The organism is Serratia sp. ID 25-353 (assembly GCF_054792795.1).
Map to the genome: position 1 here is coordinate 560,300 of NZ_CM139236.1, position 14,485 is coordinate 574,784.

Here is a 14,485-nt window from a genome sequence, read left to right on the forward strand (position 1 = left end):
AGTGTCGTGGAAGTTTAGCAGAGCGTTTTTTCTTCGATGAATTTATTGACGCAATTCATCAGGTCTTGTGCCGTTGGCTGTGCCAAGGCCTGCGCTGCCAACGCCTTCACATCTTCGAAATTCGTGTTACGAATAATTTTCTTGATGCGCGGGATTGAAATCGCACTCATGCTGAACTCATCCAGCCCCATGCCCAATAACAACAGTGTAGCACGCTCATCGCCAGCCAGTTCGCCGCACATGCCGGTCCACTTGCCTTCCGCGTGAGATGCATCAATAACCTGTTTGATCAGGCCAAGCACTGATGGGGACATCGGGTTATAGAGATGAGAAATCAGCTCGTTGCCGCGATCTACCGCCAGAGTATACTGGGTTAGATCGTTTGTCCCAATACTAAAGAAGTCGACTTCTTTCGCCAGGTGGTGAGCGATGACCGCCGCAGCCGGTGTTTCCACCATCACGCCCACTTCGATGCTCTCGTCAAACGCCTTGCCTTCTTCGCGCAGCTGCGCTTTCAGCGTCTCGATTTCGCCTTTCAGATCGCGCACTTCTTCCACGGAGATGATCATCGGGAACATGATGCGCAGTTTGCCGAACGCCGAAGCGCGCAGGATGGCGCGCAGCTGGGCGTGCAGGATTTCACGGCGGTCCATCGCGATGCGGATGGCGCGCCAGCCGAGGAACGGGTTCTCTTCCTTCGGCAGGTTCATGTACGGCAGGTCTTTGTCGCCGCCGATGTCCATGGTGCGGACGATCACGGCCTGCGAGCCCATGGCTTCCGCCACGGCTTTATAAGCCTGGAACTGCTCGTCTTCGGTCGGCAGCGAGTCGCGGTCCATGAACAGGAATTCGGTACGATACAGGCCGACGCCTTCCGCGCCGTTGCGCTCTGCACCGGCGACGTCGCGCACGGTGCCGATGTTGGCGCAGACTTCAACCTGATGGCCGTCCAGCGTAATCGCCGGCAGGTCCTTCAGCTTGGCCAGATCGTTTTTCTCGGTGATGTATTGGTTCTGGGCGGCTTTCAGCTGATCGATAACGTCAGCAGTCGGGTTAACGTAAATTTTGTTGTTAACCGCATCCAGAATCAGGTAGTCGTCGTTTTTCACCTGCTTGGTCACGTCGCTGGTACCGACGATCGCCGGCAGCTCCAGGGAGCGCGCCATGATAGAGGTGTGGGAAGTCCGGCCGCCGAGATCGGTAATGAAGCCCAGCACTTTGTCCAGGTTCAACTGCGCGGTCTCGGACGGGGTCAGGTCGGTGGCCACCAGGATCACTTCGTCCTGAATGGAGCCCAGATCGACGATCGGCATGCCCAGGATGTTCTGCAGCAGGCGCTTACCGATGTCGCGCACGTCGGCGGCGCGTTCTTTCAGGTATTCGTCGTCCAGCTCTTCCAGCGCTTTCGCCTGACCTTCGATCACGGTGTAGGCGGCGGCGTCTGCGGAGGCCAGATCGTCTTTGATTAGGGCTATGATTTCCTGCTCAAGCTCTTCGTCTTCCAGCAACATGATGTGGCCTTCGAAGATAGCTTCCTTCTCTTCGCCGAAGGTTTCGCCAGCTTTGGTCTTGATCGCTTCCAGCTGTTCGGACGCTTTCGCGCGGCCGGCCAGAAAACGCGAGACTTCCTGCTCTACTTGATCAGCAGAGATTTTCTTCCGGTTGATGACGATGTCGTCTTCTTTCAGCAAGAGAGCCTTACCAAAAGCGATGCCCGGTGATACTAAAATGCCTGAAATCATAACCCTACCTTACTCTTGACTGGTGTTAACTAAAAAGACGGGCCGATTACTCAAGCTCTGCCATCAGTTTTACCAAGTGCTCAACGGCTTTCTGCTCGTCTTCACCTTCAGCTGAGATGGTCACTACGGTCCCTTGAGTCAGCCCCAGAGTTTGCAGTTTGAACAGGCTTTTAGCGCTGGCGCTTTTGCCGTTGGAGGTCACGGTGATGTCAGACGCGAAGCCTTTGGCTTCTTTAACGAACTGAGCGGCAGGGCGAGTATGCAGACCATTCGGAGCGGTAATAGTAACTTCTTGCTGGAACATTGATGTTTCCCCAACTTATTGGATTAATGTTGTGGAGCTAAAGTTTAGCCCAGGGGCCTGACTTTAGCTTGTCTGGTTATAGCGCCTGACTATGGACAGGGGCGAACGTTGATGCAACAGAAAACGACGCGTTAGGCACTTCAGATCAAAAAACTCGGCTTTAGACGTCGTTCCAATCCGCTCCCCATTATGCCCGATTCGACGCGTCGGCGACAGATGAGTAAATCGATTCAGCCTTGGCCGGGCTCAGGGGGTGATTAATTTTGCGCATCGAAATAATGCACCGTTAAATACTAAAGCCGACGGGCAAAAGCAATCTTGGACTGCTATAAAGTTTGATCCAGTCCACAAAAAAGCACCCCGCAGGGTGCTTTTTTAGCGATTTGTGCAGTGGCGGAATTACTGCTGCAATTCCTGCTCGGTGAACAGATCGGCAAACAGCGCGGTGCTCAGGTAACGTTCGCCGGAAGAGGGCAGGATCACCACGATGGTCTTGTCGGCGAACGCCGGTTCTTCGGCCAGTTTCACCGCCGCCGCAACCGCTGCGCCGGAGGAGATGCCCGCCAGAATGCCTTCTTCGTCCATCAGGCGACGCGCCATGCTGATGGCTTCGTCGTTGGAGACTTTCTCGACGCGATCCACCAGGTCCAGATCGAGGTTGCCCGGAATGAAGCCGGCGCCGATGCCCTGGATCTTGTGCGGGCCCGGTTTCAGCTCTTCACCGGCCAGCGCCTGGCTGATGACCGGCGAGTCGGTCGGCTCGACCGCCACTGTGGTGATGGCCTTGCCTTTGGTGTTCTTGATGTAGCGGCTGACGCCGGTGAGCGTGCCGCCGGTGCCGACGCCGGAGATGAACACGTCGACGTCGCCGTCGGTGTCTTCCCAGATTTCCGGGCCGGTGGTTTTTTCATGGATGGCCGGGTTGGCCGGGTTGCTGAACTGTTGCAGGATCAGGTAACGGTTCGGGTCGGTGGCGACGATCTCTTCGGCTTTGGCGATAGCGCCTTTCATGCCTTTCGCCCCTTCGGTCAGCACCAGATTGGCGCCCAGCGCCTTGAGCAGCTTGCGGCGCTCGATGCTCATGGTTTCCGGCATGGTCAGCGTCAGCTTGTAACCGCGCGCGGCGGCCACGAAGGCCAGCGCGATGCCGGTGTTGCCGCTGGTCGGCTCCACCAGCTCTTTACCGGCGGTCAGTACGCCGCGTTGTTCCGCATCCCAAATCATATTGGCACCGATGCGGCATTTGACGCTGAAGCTCGGGTTGCGTGATTCAACCTTGGCCAGAATGCGTCCGTTGCCGATACGGTTCAGACGAACCAGCGGCGTATGGCCGATTGTTAATGAGTTGTCTTCATATATCTTGCTCATAGCCCGTCCTTTAACTCTATGAAAATGTGGGGAACATCGAAAGCATACGCTAACAGTACCGGCAGGGAAGTAAAGAATTGGTATATCTATATGTTATTAGGAAATAAGTTTTAAGCACAATGATAAGGGCGCGAAATGCGCGCCCTGTAGAAAATTTCCGCGCTATCGGCGGTAAAAAACGGCGGTTATCGGACGAATTGCGAGCGATAGCGAACGACCCACATCGCGGTGGCGCCGCAGACGGCGACCGGCAGGATCACCAGGTTGAGGATCGGGATCATGGTGAACAGGCTGACCAGCGCGCCGAACTGCAGGTTGTCGGTTTTGTGCTGGCGCAAGGCGCGACGCATGTCGGCAAAGCTCACCTTGTGGTTGTCGAACGGGTAGTCGCAATACTGAATCGCCAACATCCAGGCGCTGAACAGGAACCACAGCACCGGCGCCACCGTCTGGCCGATGCCGGGCACGAAGTAGAGCGCCAGCAGCAGCAGCGCGCGCGGCAGGTAATACATTAGCTTGCGCCATTCGCGCGCCATGATGCGCGGCAGATCTTTGGCGATGCCGAGCAGGCCGGTGTCCGGCAGCGGTTTGCCGGTCAGGCTGCCTTCGAGCTGCTCGGCCAGCAGGCCGCAGAACGGCGCGGCGATCAGGTTGGTGAGGGTGCTGAACAGATAGCTGAACACCAGCAGCACCGAAATGACCGCCAGCGGCCACAGCAGGTAGCTCAACCATTGCAGCCAGTCGGGAACGTGGCTCATCATCGTCGGGATCCAGTCGCCGAGCCGGCTGAACAGCCACCAGAAAGCGGAACCCATCAGCAGCACGTTGACCAGCAACGGCAAGACCACATAGCGTTTAATCCCCGGGCGCGAAATCAGGCGCCAACCTTCGGCGAAATAGTGAATGCCGCTGGTCGAACGGGAAGGGGACTGCGTATAGGACATATCTTAAGTTATCTCGTTGTCTGAACAGGCATCATTATCATATAGGGATGATTTTCCACTGGCTAGGGTAGGGTTGGCTGAAAAACCAGCAGAAAAAGGCAGTATAATCATCTTTATTGGCATAAAGTTCAGCACGGACTTGCACTTGTGTGCGCGGGCAAATAGAGTTAAAGAGTGAATGTTTGCCGCGGTGGCAATGTATTGGAACAACAGAGATAGCAATGATGCAGGATTTGCGTCTGATATTAATCGTTGTTGGCGCGATCGCCATAATAGCGCTGTTATTGCACGGTCTGTGGACCAGTCGCAAAGAACGGTCAGCGCTCTTCCGCGATCGCCCAGCCAAACGTTCCCAAAAGGAACGTGAACAAACTCCGATCGACGATCTCGAAGAAGGCGTCGGTGAGGTGCGCGTACGCGCCGCTCACCCGCAAGACGAGCCGTCATTCGGCCATTTCGATGCCGCACGCGAAGAACCCGTGGCCGCGACGAAGCCTGCTCCGGCGGCTGCGCCAGCGCCCCGCGCCGTTCAACCGGCTGCCCATCAGACGCCGCCTCCGCTGTCTCAGCGGCCGGAGTATGATGACATCCTGCTGAACAACTACGCGCCGGACGAAGAACAGGCCGAGCCGCAGCAACCGCAACCGGCCGCGCGCCGTGAGCCGCGCGTCGACGATCTGCCGCATGAACATGAGGCGCCGCAGGGGGCGGAACCGGCATTCCACGCCGAGCCGGCCCCTGTGCAGCAAGCGCCGGAAGTGAAGCCGGCGCAGGAACCTGCACCGCAACCGGCGGCTGCGCCCATTCAGGCTAAACTGAAAGAGACCGTGCTGGTGCTGCACGTCGCGGCCCATCAGGGCGGCGTAATCGGCGGCGAAGTGCTGCTGCAGAGCGTGTTGCAGGCGGGCTTCCAGTTTGGCGAGATGGGCATCTTCCACCGTCATATCAGCCCGGCCGGCAGCGGCCCGGTGCTGTTCAGCCTGGCGAACATGGTCAAGCCGGGGTCGTTCGATCCTGACATGATGTCCGACTTCTCCACGCCGGGCGTGTCGATGTTCATGATGGTGCCGTCTTACGGCGACGCCAATCAGAACTTCAAGCTGATGCTGCAGTCGGCACAGCGCATCGCCGACGACGTGGGCGGCGTGGTGCTGGACGACGAGCGCCGCATGATGACGCCGCAGAAGCTGGAAACCTACAAAGCGCGTATCCGTGAAGTGTTGGAAAACAACGCCTGACCGGGTTGCCGCGCGCACTGAACATCCGTAACAACAAAGCCCCCGCTAGCCGGGGGTTTTTTATCTTTGATGGTGAGCCATGGAATCGATAATCCAACAAATCAATGAACTACGAGCCACACTGCGCCATCATGAATACCAGTATCATGTGCTGGATGCGCCGGAAGTGCCGGATGCGGAATATGACCGCCTGATGCGCGAACTGCGCGAGCTGGAGAGCGCGCATCCGGAGTGGGTCACCGCCGATTCGCCGACCCAGCGTGTGGGCGCAGCGCCGCTGGCGGCGTTCGACCAGGTGCGTCACGAAGTACCGATGCTGTCGCTGGACAACGTGTTCGACGAAGAAAGCTTCCTGGCATTTTACAAGCGCGTGCAGGATAGGCTCAAAAGCAGCGATCCGTTGACTTTCTGCTGCGAGCTGAAGCTGGACGGCCTGGCGGTCAGCCTGCTGTACGAAGACGGTGAGCTGGTGCGCGCGGCGACGCGCGGCGACGGCACCACCGGCGAGAACATCACCACTAACGTGCGCACCATCCGCGCCATCCCGCTGCGCCTGACCGGCGACAATATTCCGCGCCGGCTGGAAGTGCGCGGCGAAGTGTTCATGCCGCAGGCCGGTTTTGAACAAATGAACGAAGAAGCGAGGCGCAAAGACGGCAAGGTGTTCGCCAACCCGCGCAACGCCGCTGCCGGCTCGCTGCGCCAGCTCGATCCGCGCATTACCGCCAAACGCCCGCTGACCTTCTTCTGCTACGGCGTCGGCCTGCTGGAAGGCGGCGAGCTGCCGCGCAGCCACTTTGAGCGCCTGATGCAGTTCAAGGCCTGGGGCCTGCCGGTCAGCGATCGCGCCCAACGCCGCACCGGCAGCGAGGAAGTGCTGGCGTTTTATCGCCAGGTCGAGCAGGACCGCGCGCAGCTCGGTTTCGACATCGACGGCGTGGTGATCAAGATTGACGATATCGATCTGCAGGAAACGCTGGGATTTGTGGCGCGTGCGCCGCGCTGGGCGACGGCGTTCAAATTCCCGGCGCAGGAGCAGATCACCGTGGTGCGCGAAGTGGAGTTTCAGGTTGGCCGCACCGGCGCGATTACGCCGGTGGCGCGCCTTGAGCCGGTGCTGGTGGCCGGGGTGACCGTCAGCAATGCCACCTTGCACAACGCCGATGAAATTGAGCGCCTGGGGCTGCGCATCGGCGATACGGTGATCGTGCGCCGCGCCGGCGACGTCATCCCGCAGGTGGTGGGGGTGCTGGAAGATCGTCGGCCACAGGATGCGCGCGAAGTGGTGTTCCCGCTGCACTGCCCGGTGTGCGGCTCCGACGTTGAGCGCGTGGAAGGCGAAGCCGTGGCGCGCTGCACCGGCGGTCTTATCTGCGGCGCGCAGCGCAAAGAGGCGTTGAAGCACTTTGTTTCCCGCCGCGCGCTGGACGTTGAAGGCATGGGCGACAAGATCATCGAGCAACTGGTGGACAAAGAGTACGTGAAGAACCCGGCCGATCTGTTCCGCTTGTCCGCCGGCATTCTGACCGGCCTGGATCGCATGGGGCCTAAATCGGCGCAGAATCTGGTCAATGCGCTGGAAAAATCCAAACAGACCACCTTTGCTCGCTTTCTGTATGCGCTGGGCATTCGCGAGGTTGGCGAAGCGACCGCCGCCAACCTGGCGGCGCATTTCGGATCGCTCGAGAAGCTGTTCGCCGCCGATATCGAAGCGCTGAAAGAGGTGCCGGACGTCGGCGAAGTGGTGGCCAAACACACCCGCAATTTCCTCGATGAAGCGCTCAATCAGCAGGTGATCAACGAGCTGGTGGGCGCCGAAATCGGCATCCACTGGCCGGCGCCGGTGATGGTGGTGGCGGAAGAGATAGACAGCCCGTTCGCCGGCAAAACCGTGGTGCTGACCGGCTCGCTGAGCCAGCTGTCGCGCGACGAGGCCAAAGATCGCCTGACGGCGCTGGGCGCCAAGGTCAGCGGCAGCGTGTCGAAGAAAACCGATCTGGTGATCGCCGGCGAGGCGGCCGGCTCCAAGCTGGCGAAGGCGCAGGAGCTGGGTATCGCCGTGATCGACGAAGCGGAGATGATCCGCCTGCTGGGTGACTGATGGAAAAGGAAAACCTGCTGGAGATCGCCAATACCGTGATGCCGTTCGGCAAGTACCAGGGGCGGGTGCTGATCGACCTGCCCGAAGAGTACCTGCTGTGGTTCGCCCGCAAGGGCGAATTCCCCAAAGGCAAGCTCGGCATGCTGATGGAGATGACGCTGGCGATTAAAATCGAAGGGCTTGACCACCTGGTCAAGCCGCTGAAGAAAAGCTGAACTGACGGGCCTTGGCCCGTCTTTTTTTACCCGCGCGACGCCTGCGCGTTGGCGTTGGGCACCGCCTGTTGCGCCCGCTGCTTGCGCTGATACCTTTTCGCCAGCACCGCACAGGTCATCAGCTGCACCTGATGGAACACCATCAGCGGCAGCACCATGATCCCCACCGTTGCCGCCGGGAACAGGATATTGGCCATCGGAATGCCGTTCGCCAGGCTTTTCTTCGAACCGCAGAACACGATGGTGATCTCGTCCGCCTTGCTGAACCCCAGCCAGCGCGCCATGTAGGTGTTCACCACCAGCACGATCGCCAGCAGCACGATGCTGCCGCCGACGATAAACGCCAGCGAACCGATCCCCACCTGATGCCAGATGCCGTGCGTGACCGCCTCGCTGAAGGCGGCGTACACCACCAGCAGAATCGAGGTCTGGTCGGTTTTACCGATCAGCGGGCGATGGCGCTCGATCCAGCCGCCGATCAGCGGCCGCAGCAGGTGGCCGGCGACGAACGGCACCAGCAGCTGCAGCACGATCGAGCCCACCTGCCGCAGGCTGCCGGTATCGCCGTGCACGTTCATCAGCAGGCCGACCAACAGCGGTGACACGAAGATCCCCAGCAGGCTGGAGGCGGAAGCGCTGCACACCGCCGCCGCCACGTTGCCGCCCGCCAGCGAGGTGAAGGCGATGGCCGACTGCACGGTGGCGGGCAGGATGCACAGGTAGATGAAACCGGCGTACAGCTCGGGGCTGACGTCGATCGGCGCCCACCAGGCGAACAACATCCCCAGCGCCGGAAAAACGATGAAGGTGCTGAACATCACCCACAAATGCAGCCGCCAGTTATTGCTGCCGGCCAGGATGGCCTCGCGCGACAGCTTGGCGCCGTGCATGAAGAACAGCAGGGCGATGGCGGCGATGGTCAGGGCATTGAGCCAGCCGACGAACTCGCCGCGCGCCGGCAGGAACGACGCCAGCAGCACGGTGGCGATCAGCGTCAGGGTAAAACGATCGGGCAGGAATCTCATGGCGATGCGCTCGGGTAGAAAATCGATGGGGCTATTCTCCCGCGTGGGCATATAATAATTAAATTGATTTATTTAATTTATCTATGAATAAAACACATGAATTACTCACTCAAACAGCTGCGGGTGTTCGTCACTGTCGCCCGCCACGGCAGCTTCAGCCGCGCCGGTGAGGCGATTGGCCTGACGCAATCGGCGGTCAGCCACAGCGTGAAAGAGCTGGAGGCGGAGATCGGCGTGCGCCTGCTGGATCGCACCACGCGTGAAGTGGTGTTGACCGACGCCGGCCTGCGGCTGGCCAACCGGGTCGAACGGCTGCTGGACGAGCTGCAGGCCGCGTTGCTGGATGCGCGCAGCTTTGGCGTACAGCGCAGCGGCACGGTGCGGGTGGCGACCAGCCAGACCATTTCCGCCCATCTGATGCCGCAGTGCATCGCCGCCGGCGAGCGTGAATACCCGGAGATCCGCATCATGCTGCGCGATCAGGCGCAGCAGCAGGTACTGCACAGCGTGCGCAACGCCGAGGTGGATTTCGGCATCGTGGTCGATCCGGTGCAGGCGGTGGACCTGGAGTGCGAAGCGGTGCTGCATGAACCGTTCCTGCTGCTGTGCCGCGACGACCACCCGTTTGCTGCGCAGCAAGAGGTGCGTTGGTCGGCGTTAAACGGCTGCCGCCTGGTGTTACAGGATTATGCGTCGGGCAGCCGGCCGCTGATCGACAGCGCGCTGAGGCAGCAGGGCGTCGAGGCGCAGGTGGTGCAGGAAATCGGCCATCCGGCCACGCTGTTCCCGATGGTGGCGGAAGGGATTGGCATCAGTATCTTCCCGGCGTTGGCGCTGCCGCTACCGGAAGGGGGGCGGCTCCGGGTGCGGCGGCTGGTGCCGGAGATCAACCGCGCGCTGATGCTGGTGCGGCGCAAGAATCGCTCGCTGACGCCGGCGGCGGAGGCCATCTGGCAGGTCGCGCGTCAGCAGGCGGCGCTGCTGCACCAGCGCCGGCAGGAAAACGCGGCATATTGAGTCAGATATAGACGTCCACCGCGTTGAGCGGCGTCGGGCGGTTTACGCCGTCGCCGGCTTGCGCTGCGGCTTTCTTCATTTGCTCCTGCTGTTGCTTTTCCATCTCTTCTTTCTGGATGCGCGCGATCTCGGCCTGCAACATCTTGATCTGCGCTTCGATCAGCTGCTTTTGCTTCTCGATCTCTTTGGGATCGGCGCTGGAGTCTTTCAGTTCCACCAGCTTTTGCTGCAGAGCCTGAATCTGCCGGTTCAGCGCCTTGATGCGCACCGAGGCGCGGCTTTCGTTGAGATTAACCGGTTCGTCATTGCCGTTGGCGCGTTCGTTTTTCTCCATCTTGCCGCCTTGCGGCTGGTTGTTGACTGGTTTGGCCATCAGCAATTCGCCCTGATGGCCCGGCGCGCTGAAGACGTTGCTGACGCCGGGAACGGTATTTTTGATCGGTACGATCATGGTGATGGTGGTCGACATGGATGCTCTCCCTGAGTCTGGCTATCGCTGTTCAGGGTATCGGCAGCGGTGGCTAAATCTTTACCTGCCGCAGGTGAGGCCAGCGCTGCAGCCAGCCTTTGTCGAGCACGCGCTGGGCATAGGCCGTGCGATCGCCGTTTTTCACGTTGAAGGTGATGGTGTCGTCGAACAGCGCCGCGAGGCCGAAGGGGGCCACCAGCGTGATGCTGTCGTCGGCGTTCAGGCGCGCGCCGATCGCCGTTTCCACTTCGGTCCAGAAGCTGATGGCCTCTTCGCTGTCGCGATAGGGTTCCCGGCCGCCGCGCAGGTGCATGCGCGCCTGATTCTTGACCGACCACGGCTGCGGCAGCCATTGGTGCAGCCGCACCTCCAGCATGCGATCGCGCTCGGCGTCCGCACGCTGCGAATCGAAGTGGATCACGTCGATATCGTTGAGTGGCGTGGGCTCCTTATAGCCGTGGCGCCGATCCCACACCAGGTTGCGTACGAAGCCGGCGCCGAGGCACCAGTCATTCAGGCCGAGCCGGCGCACGGTGCGCAGGGCGGCCATGCGCGCGTCATCTTGTTGCAGCCAGTCGATAATTTGCCGTTGCGGATCCATCACCCCTCCTTTTTTCGCGGCTACTGTAACCCGAAGCGGCGGCGGGTGAAATGGGGGAAAGCGCGATGGCGGCGATCGCGTGCAAAATAATTTTCTTTTCCCACTGACTACACTTGGTGCAGGGCTTTTATCTCGTCACTCGGGGCAAGGGAGGGGGCTATGTATCAGGCAACGGTGGGCCAACGCGGCTATCGCTTTGGCGATCTGCGTCAGCTGATGGCGAAGGCTTCGCCGGCGCGTTCCGGCGATTATCTGGCGGAGGTGGCGGCGCAAAGCGCCGAAGAGCGTATGGCGGCGCGCATTGTGCTGGCGGACTTGCCGCTCAAGGCGTTCCTGCAGCAGGCGCTGGTGCCCTACGAACAGGACGAGGTGACGCGCCTGATTATCGACGGCCACGATGGTGCGGCCTTTGAACCCATCTCGCACCTCACGGTCGGCGATTTTCGCGACTGGCTGCTGAGCGAGCAGGCGGACAGCGCCATGCTGGCGCAGGTGGCGGCCGGCATCACGCCGGAGATGGCGGCGGCAGTGAGCAAGATCATGCGCAATCAGGATCTGATCCTGGTGGCGAAGAAGTGCCGGGTGGTGACGCGCTTTCGCAATACGATTGGCCTGCCGGGCCACCTCAGCGTGCGGCTGCAGCCCAATCACCCGACCGACAGCCTGCAGGGCATCGCCGCCAGCATGCTGGACGGCCTGCTGTACGGCAGCGGCGACGCGGTGGTCGGCATCAATCCGGCCAGCGACAGCCTGCCGCTGCTGGAAAAGCTCAACTACATGCTGGACGACGTGATCCAGCGCTTCGCCATTCCCACCCAATCCTGCGTGCTGACCCACGTGACCAACACGCTGCGGCTGATGGAGCGCGGCGCGCCGGTGGATCTGGTGTTCCAGTCGATCGCCGGTACTGAAGCGGCCAATCGCGGTTTCGGTATCAGCTTGGCGCTGCTGGCGGAAGCGCAGCAGGCGGCGCTGAGCCTTGGGCGGGGCACGCTGGGCGACAACGTGATGTATTTCGAAACCGGGCAGGGCAGCTGCCTGTCGGCCAACGCCCATCACGGCGTCGATCAGCAAACCTGCGAGGCGCGCGCCTATGCGGTGGCGCGCCATTTCTCGCCGCTGCTGATCAACACCGTGGTGGGGTTTATCGGCCCCGAATACCTGTATGACGGCAAGCAAATTATCCGCGCCGGGCTGGAGGACCATTTCTGCGGCAAGCTGCTCGGCCTGCCGCTGGGCTGCGACGTCTGCTACACCAACCATGCCGAAGCCGATCAGGACGACATGGATACGCTGCTGACGCTGTTGGCCGCCGCTGGCTTGACGTTCCTGATCGGCGTGCCGGGCGCGGACGACATCATGCTCAACTACCAAAGCACGTCGTTCCATGACGCGCTCTATATCCGCGAGCTGCTGGGGCTGAAGCACGCGCCGGAGTTCGCCGCCTGGCTGGCGGCGATGAACATCACCGACGAACGCGGGCGGCTGCGCGACGCCGCTGCCAATCATCCGCTGTTGCTGGCGCTGCAGGGAGAACGCACATGATCAAACCGGTTCACGCCAACAGCTGGGACGCGCTGCGCGCCTTTACCGATGCGCGTATCGCGCTGGGGCGCACCGGCGCCAGCCTGCCGACCGACGAGCTGCTGCGCTTCGGGCTGGCCCATGCCCAGGCGCGCGACGCGGTGCATCAGCCTTTCGACAGCGAGCGGCTGGCGGCGGATCTCCACGATGCCGGTTGGCCCACGCTGGCGGTACATAGCCAGGCCGCCGACCGCGCCGCCTATCTGCGCCGACCGGATCTGGGGCGGCGATTAGCGCTGGACAGCCGCAGCCTGCTGCTCGGCGTGCCATCGCACCGCGTCGATCTGCTGCTGATAGTGGCGGACGGCCTTTCCTCCAAGGCGGTGCACCGCCAGGCGCTGCCGCTGCTGCAGGCGCTGTGGCCCTATCTCGATACGCTGGGGCTGACCGTTGCGCCGGTGGTGCTGGCGCATCAGGCGCGGGTGGCGCTGGGGGATGAGATCGGCGAATGCCTGCAGGCCAGGGCGGTGGCGGTTTTGATCGGCGAACGGCCGGGGCTGTCGTCGCCGGACAGCCTGGGCGTCTATTTGACCTGGGGGCCGAATGCGCGCAGAACGGACGCCCAGCGCAACTGTATCTCCAACGTGCGCCCCGAGGGGTTGGATTACCCGCAGGCGGCGTTCCGCCTGGCCTGGCTGCTGGAGCAGGCGTTCCTGCGGCGGCTGAGCGGCATCGAGCTGAAGGACGAGAGCGACAACCCGGCGCTGCACGGCCGGGTGACGCCGCTTTATCCCCAGCTGGGCGGTTGACCGATAGTTTGCTGCAGCAGGGCGGTGAAGGCCGCCAGCCGGGCGGACACCTTCGCCATCGGGCGCAGCAGATAGATACCTTGCTGCTCATGGCGCGGATCTTCCAGCATTTGCACCAGTTGCCCGTGCTGCACGTCCGGCCCCACCACCCAGTTGGGCAGAAAGGCGATGCCGAGGCCGAGCAGCGCGGCCTGGCGCTGTGCGGTGAAGTCGTCGCAGCGCAGCGCCATGGTGCAGCGGCTCATCAGCGCTGCGTCGAGGATCTGGGCCCAGCAGGCCGGCTGCTGCTTGTGATAACGGGCGATCAGCCGATGCTGCGGCAGCGCCTCCAGATCGGCCGGCAGGCCATAGCGGGCGACGTAGGCGGGGCTGGCGCACATCACCCAGCGTTGGGTGGCGATGCGACTGGCATACAGCGCGCTGTCCTTCTGCTCGCCGATGCGGAGGGCGGCGTCGAGCCGTTCCTGCGTCGGATCGGTCAGGCGTTCGGTCAGATCGAGGTCGACCGACAGCTGCGGGTAGCGTTCCGCCAGCGTCGGCAGCAGCGGCAGCACATAGGTTTTGCCGAAGGTCGGCAGGCAGCTGATGCGCAGCGTGCCCTGCGGCGTTTCGTTCAGCGCGCTCAGCTCGGCGCGAAGGCCGGTAATGTCCGTCATCAGCGCGGCGGCGCGCGTCAGCAGCAGCTCGCCGGCGTCGGTCAGCAGCAGGCCACGGGTGGAGCGCACGAACAGCGCGGCGCCGAGCGCGCTTTCCAAGGCGTCGATGTGGCGCACCAGCGAAGAGGGCACCATGCCCAGCCGGCGCGCGGCGGCGGAAAAGCTGCCCAGGCGGGCGACGTCGAGAAAAATTGGCAGGTGTTCAACATAGCGTGCGTCATTCATTTTTGCATTATATGCAAAAGCGTTTCTTATGAATACCTGCTTCTCTGCCGACGGCGCGGCGGCTACTCTGGCTGCGGGTTGACGACGCGCCTCAGCGCCGTCTCATCCCGGCCGCATAGAGAGAAAACGCATAAACCTCGCGGCGCTTAGTTCTAAATAACAGATGTTTTTCCCAGGCCGCGCGAGCCGCCTGTGGAGTTGATTGTCGCTCCAACACCAGATTAACCGTTCAATTTGATATTCGAGT

At 61.6% G+C, this 14,485-nt stretch carries 14 protein-coding genes; 6 read left to right on the top strand and 8 right to left on the bottom strand.

Going from position 1 to position 14,485, the window contains the following annotated elements:
• Positions 1–14 precede the first annotated feature (14 nt).
• From ptsI to cysZ, 4 genes are all read right to left on the bottom strand, one after another.
• Entirely contained in the window at positions 15–1,742 is a 1,728-nt protein-coding gene (ptsI, locus tag ACYF6X_RS02600) for a phosphoenolpyruvate-protein phosphotransferase PtsI (RefSeq protein WP_015378671.1), read from the bottom strand.
• Positions 1,743–1,788: 46 nt separating this feature from the next.
• Positions 1,789–2,046 carry a phosphocarrier protein Hpr gene (gene ptsH, locus ACYF6X_RS02605; protein ID WP_033635455.1) on the bottom strand — a complete coding sequence of 86 codons (258 nt, stop codon included), beginning with the start codon at positions 2,044–2,046 and terminating at the stop codon, positions 1,789–1,791.
• Between the two features lie 399 nt (positions 2,047–2,445).
• Positions 2,446–3,414, bottom strand: coding sequence for a cysteine synthase A (gene cysK / locus ACYF6X_RS02610; RefSeq protein WP_033635454.1), 969 nt, complete (start codon positions 3,412–3,414; stop codon positions 2,446–2,448).
• A gap of 185 nt (positions 3,415–3,599) precedes the next feature.
• Positions 3,600–4,358, bottom strand: coding sequence for a sulfate transporter CysZ (gene cysZ, locus ACYF6X_RS02615; RefSeq protein ID WP_130017796.1), 759 nt, complete (start codon positions 4,356–4,358; stop codon positions 3,600–3,602).
• A gap of 221 nt (positions 4,359–4,579) precedes the next feature.
• Between cysZ and zipA the strand changes: the two genes are divergently transcribed.
• The 3 genes from zipA (at position 4,580) to ACYF6X_RS02630 (ending at position 7,912) form a co-directional block, all read left to right on the top strand.
• Entirely contained in the window at positions 4,580–5,596 is a 1,017-nt protein-coding gene (gene zipA, locus ACYF6X_RS02620; protein ID WP_107227564.1) for a cell division protein ZipA, read from the top strand.
• Positions 5,597–5,675: 79 nt separating this feature from the next.
• On the top strand, positions 5,676–7,697 hold the full coding sequence (gene ligA / locus ACYF6X_RS02625) for an NAD-dependent DNA ligase LigA (protein WP_130017797.1): 2,022 nt from the start codon (positions 5,676–5,678) through the stop codon (positions 7,695–7,697).
• On the top strand, positions 7,697–7,912 hold the full coding sequence (locus ACYF6X_RS02630) for a DUF3820 family protein (protein ID WP_004936441.1): 216 nt from the start codon (positions 7,697–7,699) through the stop codon (positions 7,910–7,912). Before ligA ends, ACYF6X_RS02630 begins: the two co-directional genes overlap by 1 nt.
• A 26-nt stretch (positions 7,913–7,938) precedes the next feature.
• Here the strand turns inward: ACYF6X_RS02630 and ACYF6X_RS02635 are convergent, their stop codons facing one another.
• Positions 7,939–8,937, bottom strand: coding sequence for a bile acid:sodium symporter family protein (locus ACYF6X_RS02635; RefSeq protein ID WP_063988901.1), 999 nt, complete (start codon positions 8,935–8,937; stop codon positions 7,939–7,941).
• A 96-nt stretch (positions 8,938–9,033) separates the two neighbouring features.
• On the opposite strand from ACYF6X_RS02635, the gene ACYF6X_RS02640 reads away from it, so the two are divergent.
• Positions 9,034–9,954, top strand: coding sequence for a LysR family transcriptional regulator (locus ACYF6X_RS02640; RefSeq protein ID WP_063988902.1), 921 nt, complete (start codon positions 9,034–9,036; stop codon positions 9,952–9,954).
• Between the two features lies 1 nt (position 9,955).
• Here ACYF6X_RS02640 and ACYF6X_RS02645 read toward each other — a convergent pair whose 3' ends face one another.
• Both ACYF6X_RS02645 and ACYF6X_RS02650 read right to left on the bottom strand, forming a co-directional pair.
• On the bottom strand, positions 9,956–10,423 hold the full coding sequence (locus ACYF6X_RS02645) for a FlxA-like family protein (RefSeq protein ID WP_063988903.1): 468 nt from the start codon (positions 10,421–10,423) through the stop codon (positions 9,956–9,958).
• 52 nt (positions 10,424–10,475) lie between these two features.
• Positions 10,476–11,024: a nucleotidyltransferase family protein gene (locus tag ACYF6X_RS02650; RefSeq protein WP_130017798.1), complete on the bottom strand. Its 549-nt coding sequence runs from the start codon at positions 11,022–11,024 to the stop codon at positions 10,476–10,478.
• Positions 11,025–11,183: 159 nt separating this feature from the next.
• Between ACYF6X_RS02650 and ACYF6X_RS02655 the strand changes: the two genes are divergently transcribed.
• Positions 11,184–12,569: an ethanolamine ammonia-lyase subunit EutB gene (locus ACYF6X_RS02655; protein WP_130017799.1), complete on the top strand. Its 1,386-nt coding sequence runs from the start codon at positions 11,184–11,186 to the stop codon at positions 12,567–12,569.
• Entirely contained in the window at positions 12,566–13,357 is a 792-nt protein-coding gene (eutC, locus tag ACYF6X_RS02660) for an ethanolamine ammonia-lyase subunit EutC (protein WP_130017800.1), read from the top strand. Before ACYF6X_RS02655 ends, eutC begins: the two co-directional genes overlap by 4 nt.
• Here the strand turns inward: eutC and ACYF6X_RS02665 are convergent.
• Positions 13,336–14,238, bottom strand: coding sequence for a LysR family transcriptional regulator (locus ACYF6X_RS02665; protein WP_107227568.1), 903 nt, complete (start codon positions 14,236–14,238; stop codon positions 13,336–13,338). The two genes, eutC and ACYF6X_RS02665, sit on opposite strands and share 22 nt — an antisense overlap.
• Positions 14,239–14,485 lie beyond the last annotated feature (247 nt).

Coding starts and splice junctions, on each gene's coding strand:
- cysK (WP_033635454.1), bottom strand. CDS start 3,414: ATGAGCAAGATATATGAAGACAACTCATTAACAATCGGCCATACGCCG.
- ptsI (WP_015378671.1), bottom strand. CDS start 1,742: ATGATTTCAGGCATTTTAGTATCACCGGGCATCGCTTTTGGTAAGGCT.
- ACYF6X_RS02655 (WP_130017799.1), top strand. CDS start 11,184: ATGTATCAGGCAACGGTGGGCCAACGCGGCTATCGCTTTGGCGATCTG.
- zipA (WP_107227564.1), top strand. CDS start 4,580: ATGATGCAGGATTTGCGTCTGATATTAATCGTTGTTGGCGCGATCGCC.
- ACYF6X_RS02650 (WP_130017798.1), bottom strand. CDS start 11,024: ATGGATCCGCAACGGCAAATTATCGACTGGCTGCAACAAGATGACGCG.
- ACYF6X_RS02630 (WP_004936441.1), top strand. CDS start 7,697: ATGGAAAAGGAAAACCTGCTGGAGATCGCCAATACCGTGATGCCGTTC.
- ACYF6X_RS02635 (WP_063988901.1), bottom strand. CDS start 8,937: ATGAGATTCCTGCCCGATCGTTTTACCCTGACGCTGATCGCCACCGTG.
- ligA (WP_130017797.1), top strand. CDS start 5,676: ATGGAATCGATAATCCAACAAATCAATGAACTACGAGCCACACTGCGC.
- eutC (WP_130017800.1), top strand. CDS start 12,566: ATGATCAAACCGGTTCACGCCAACAGCTGGGACGCGCTGCGCGCCTTT.
- ACYF6X_RS02665 (WP_107227568.1), bottom strand. CDS start 14,238: ATGAATGACGCACGCTATGTTGAACACCTGCCAATTTTTCTCGACGTC.
- ACYF6X_RS02640 (WP_063988902.1), top strand. CDS start 9,034: ATGAATTACTCACTCAAACAGCTGCGGGTGTTCGTCACTGTCGCCCGC.
- ACYF6X_RS02645 (WP_063988903.1), bottom strand. CDS start 10,423: ATGTCGACCACCATCACCATGATCGTACCGATCAAAAATACCGTTCCC.
- ptsH (WP_033635455.1), bottom strand. CDS start 2,046: ATGTTCCAGCAAGAAGTTACTATTACCGCTCCGAATGGTCTGCATACT.
- cysZ (WP_130017796.1), bottom strand. CDS start 4,358: ATGTCCTATACGCAGTCCCCTTCCCGTTCGACCAGCGGCATTCACTAT.